We start from the raw sequence: 4,678 nt of genomic DNA on the forward strand, positions 1-4,678 counted from the left end.
GTCTGAGTCACCTTCTCCTACGGTAATCTCGGACGGATCATCGGCACCGTTAATAGTAATGGTCACTTCGCTCGTGGTTCCGTCTATTGCAGTAACCGTGTAAACCTCGGTGACAAACTCATCGTCGTCAAGGTATTGCACATAATCGTTGTTGACGACGTAAGTCCATTCACCACCATCGGTAATGGTCAAAAAACCCAGAGCGGTATCATTGGTCGAACCTTCTGGGTTAAACACACCGTTTGGTTCGAAAGCAGCGACGTCGTTATCGTCGACATCGGTGATGGTTAGCGTCCCTGACGTCGCTAAGTTGTTGCTCTCTTGATCAACATCCACATCCTCAGTCACTTCTCCTGTGTCTGAATCACCTTCACCAACGGCTATGTCAGATGGATCATCGGCACCGTTAATAGTGATAGTCACTTCGCTAGTGGTACCGTCACTGGCTGTCACGGTATAAACCTCAGTAACGAATTCATCGTCATCCAAGTACTGAACATCGTCGTTGTTAACTACGTAAGTCCAAGCACCATCAGGGTCGATGCTCAATACGCCTAGCTGTGATTCGTTTGTTGAACCTACGAGGTTAAACTCACCGTCAGCTGAATAGGTAGGAGTGTCGCTGTCTACATCTGTAATTACGATCTGACCAGACGTCACTAATTGATTGGTGATCTCATCTACATCAATGTCCTCAGTCACACTGCCCGAGTCATCGGTAGCGACTGCCGCATCATCAGTACCAATGATGGTGACGGTGATGACTTGTTCGCCACCGTCGGAGGTTTGCACTGTCGTCGTATCTTGAATTTGCTCGCCATCAGCAAGTTCATCAAATGGACTGTTGGCCACGAATGTCCACGAGCCATCCTCATTAACGACAAAAGACCCGACCCCATTTTCGCCTTCCGCATCTTTGGCGATAAAGGTAACGTCCGGATCGTCAATGGTTAAAACGCCCCCGGTTTCAATAGGCTCATCCTGTTCAAACTCAATAACGTTGGTTTCACCTGAAACAAGCGCAAGAGCAATGATATCGAAAAGAGCAATACTTTGAGTTTCGGACAGCCCTTGAGATTCAAGTCCGTCAGTTTCAAAGTTTGTTGAAGCCAGAGTTTCAGCCCCTGTACGTTCAATCCTACCGCTGTTGGTTAGACTTGAGCCTTGCTCACCTGCTGCGGCATCAAACTCTTCACCCAATTCTGTTGGATCAAACCCTTCTTCAATAGCACGTTGAACTTGAGCGATCGCATCATCAGTGTCTATCACGTTTTGCTGACCTTGGTCATCGACAAACCGCGCAGAAACGTTTGGCACGCTCTCTTCAGTTGTTTCGACAGTGACAATGACGTCGCTAGTAGCTGGTTGCTCGCCCGGAGGCAAACGTCTAACTTGGCCTTGAGCGTCGAGCACTATAACGCCGTTCGCAAGACCTAGTATACTTAGGTTGATATTTCCCATATCCATATTCCCACTTCTGCCCAGAACACACCAAACGCGGATCCAATCCCACTCTGCGCTGTGGCTATTTCCTACAATAAATTTAGTAGTGGCATTATTGATAATCAACTCACTAAAGGCATGGAAATGCGATGCTTTTTAAATTAGTCAATAGCAATAGCGACTTACATTCAAAAAAAACCAACAAACTTCGCATTTTTTTGCAAATGTCCTAAGCTTCGTTTAATACCATTCACTCAATTCAACGGTAAACGTAGGTTGGGAAACGGATGAGGCATTGAAAGTAGAAGGAGAGCTACTTTGAAATTGTTTAAATTATCCATAATGTGTTGCTTAGTTGCTGCAGCACCACTCGCCGCTCAAACTCTGGAACAGTCTGTGGCTATTACCCTGGCAACGAATCCAGAGATAAAAAGCATCTTTAACGAATATGTGAGCGTGAAAAAGCGTAATGACGCCTCTGGTGGGGCATACAGGCCGAGTATCGACCTTGATGCCGGTATTGGTTATGAAGGTATAAACCCTGCACCAAATAACGGTCCAGACACGGATCTAACAAGAAAGGAAGCAACGATTTCCCTCACTCAATTGCTGTGGGATGGTTCTTCGACTCTGAACGATATTGACCGTACCGCTGCAGAAGCCGAATCAGTTCGTTTGCAATTGATAGCAGATGCCGAAGACAAAGCACTGGAGGTAACACAAATATATCTCGACGCAGTAAAAGCGACTGAGGTACTGGCGCTGTCAGAAAGTAACCTTGCGATACACAAGAAAATCTATAAAGACATAAAAAAACGAGCGAGTTCAGGCATAGGTTCTACCGCAGACGTTTCGCAAGTAGAAGCTAGGATTGCAAAAGCTCATGGTAACTTATTAGCCGCCCAGAATAATTTGATCGACACACATACCCAATTTAGAAGAGTTGTAGGACAAGAACCGCTAGGTCTGATTTACCCAAGGGCCGACATATCTTGGATTCCACTGTCATTGTCAGATGCCATAGTTGACGCTTTAGATAAACACCCTGTAATTAAAATAGCGGCGGCAGATGTCGACGCAGCACATTTTCAATATAAACAGTCCAAAGGCGTAAACTATCCTACATTCTCTATCGAAGCGTCTCAGTCATGGCGTGATGATGCAGGAGGCGATGAAGGTTCAAGTCAAGAAACGCTCGCAATGCTGAGAATGCGGTATAACTTGTACAATGGTGGTACAGACAGCGCCAATTCAGAAGCTTCTGCTTACCAACTCAATAAGGCGAAAGATCTTAGAGATCGTGCTTATCGCCAAGTCGAAGAAGGACTTCGCCTCTCATGGAGCGCCTTAGATCTCACACTGCAACAGAAAAACTTTTTGTCCGACCATGTTGATTCAGCTTCAGAAACCGTTATCGCCTATGAAAAACAATACCGAATAGGTAAACGTACTCTGCTTGACCTGCTCAATACTGAGAACGAACTGTTTGAAGCACGCAAAGATTATCTGGATGCCCATTATTCGGAGCAGTACGCTAAATACCGAGTGATGAACGCTACAGGTTCTTTATTGAATGCTCTGCTGGTTGATATACCGGAAGAGTGGACAACGGCCGTGGAGTATTAATGATGAAAATAACTTACTTATTACTTCCCGTATTAACGATGACTTTATTTGCCTGCTCCAATCAGCAGCGAGAAGCCTACATCGAGACGCCCGAAGCTGAACAAATTGCCGATCTACAAGACGATGATAAAGATGGTGTAGTAAACGCGCGAGATACCTGCCCTGGTACACCAGAAACATCACAAGTCGACAATGATGGCTGTGGTGAAACAATTCGAGCAGAAGAAGTACGACAGCTGAAAATACTCTTTGCTCATGACTCATTTGAAGTAAACCCAATATTTTCTAGCCAAATTAGCACCATGGCAGAGTTTCTTGAAAACTACAAAAGCGCTTCAATTGAAATCCAAGGTTACGCCAGTAAAGTGGGCTCCAACGAATACAACTTAGACTTGTCAAAGAAACGAGCAAACAATGTACAAGATGAGTTACTTTCGAATGGTATAGAACCAGAGCGCGTGAGAATTGTTGGCTATGGTGAAGAACGCTTAGAAAACGATGGTGACGATCCTACTTCACACGCACTGAATCGTAAGGTAACCGCGACCGTAGTTGGGTTAAGTGAGCAGATCGTTGAAGAGTGGACCATTTTTACCACACTAGAAAAGTAACGTGACATCATCACTGAAAGCGCAAGATGTAAGGTAAATTCGCTTACAAATACAGCTTAGCTTCAAGATCAATAAAGCCGTGATAGGGTTACCCATCACGGCTTTTTGTTCTTTGTCGTCACATGAATCGTAAAGGTGATTCTGTGACTCTTCTTGCTACTCAGAAATTGACTTGTTACTCAGTGAGTAGGCTCCCTCTTAAGCGAACCTACTACCGATTATGCTTTTACCTACCAATTATAGCTTTACTTCTTGATGCTTAGTTTTCGGTAGAGAAATACTTAGCAGGAAGTAACCTAAGATAGCTGCGGTCGTTGAGCCCATCAGGATACCTAATCGAGCAAGCGTATCAAAATCTGCGTTCGTTGGACCAAATGCTAGCGATGAAATAAAGATAGACATCGTAAAGCCAATACCACACAACACAGATACCGCGAAGATGTTCATGAAGTTCACACCTTCAGGAAGCTTAGCGATGCCCGTTTTCACAGCACCCCAGCTGAATAGGAAGATACCCAGAGGCTTACCAACCAATAGACCCATAGCAATACCAAGCGGTAGCATGCCTGTAAGGTTTGAAATTGAGATGCCTTCTAGTGAGATACCTGCGTTTGCAAATGCGAAGATTGGCAAAATTGCAAAAGCGACGTATGGGTGCAGAGCATGTTCTAGATGTTTCAGCGGAGAACGCTCTCCTTTATTGCCTTTCAGTGGGATAGCAAAACCAATGACTACACCAGCCAATGTTGCGTGAACACCTGACTTCAATACTGCGAACCACAGAATTGCACCAACAATAAGGTAAACACTCAACTTAGTTACATGCTTGTTGTTTAGCATGAACAGCACACCAGTTGCAATGAAGCCAACCGTTAGTGCAAGCGTCGATAGATCGCCTGAGTAGAACAGTGCAATGATAACAACAACCCCTAGATCATCGATAATTGCCAACGCTAGTAGGAATACCTTCAAGCTTACCGGTACACGGTTACCAAGAA

Annotated in this window: 4 protein-coding genes; 2 read left to right on the plus strand and 2 right to left on the minus strand. The window is 44.8% G+C overall.

Annotation, left to right across the window (positions count from 1 at the left end; genetic code table 11):
• Nucleotides 1–1,461, minus strand: a 1,461-nt coding sequence (locus AB4653_RS08640; RefSeq protein ID WP_372081074.1) for a VCBS domain-containing protein, incomplete at its 3' end; no start/stop codon positions are given.
• Between the two features lie 300 nt (nucleotides 1,462–1,761).
• On the opposite strand from AB4653_RS08640, the gene AB4653_RS08645 reads away from it, so the two are divergent.
• Nucleotides 1,762–3,069 carry a TolC family outer membrane protein gene (locus AB4653_RS08645; RefSeq protein ID WP_102258610.1) on the plus strand — a complete coding sequence of 436 codons (1,308 nt, stop codon included), beginning with the start codon at nucleotides 1,762–1,764 and terminating at the stop codon, nucleotides 3,067–3,069.
• On the plus strand, nucleotides 3,069–3,680 hold the full coding sequence (locus AB4653_RS08650) for an OmpA family protein (protein WP_032499588.1): 612 nt from the start codon (nucleotides 3,069–3,071) through the stop codon (nucleotides 3,678–3,680). Before AB4653_RS08645 ends, AB4653_RS08650 begins: the two co-directional genes overlap by 1 nt.
• 237 nt (nucleotides 3,681–3,917) lie before the next feature.
• On the opposite strand, the gene nhaA is transcribed toward AB4653_RS08650, so the two are convergent.
• On the minus strand, nucleotides 3,918–4,678 hold a 761-nt coding region (nhaA, locus tag AB4653_RS08655), incomplete at its 5' end, for a Na+/H+ antiporter NhaA (protein ID WP_372103853.1).

Origin of the sequence: Vibrio sp. 10N.222.48.A3, assembly GCF_041475345.1 — a bacterium.
GTDB classification, from domain to species: Bacteria; Pseudomonadota; Gammaproteobacteria; order Enterobacterales; family Vibrionaceae; genus Vibrio; species Vibrio tasmaniensis_A.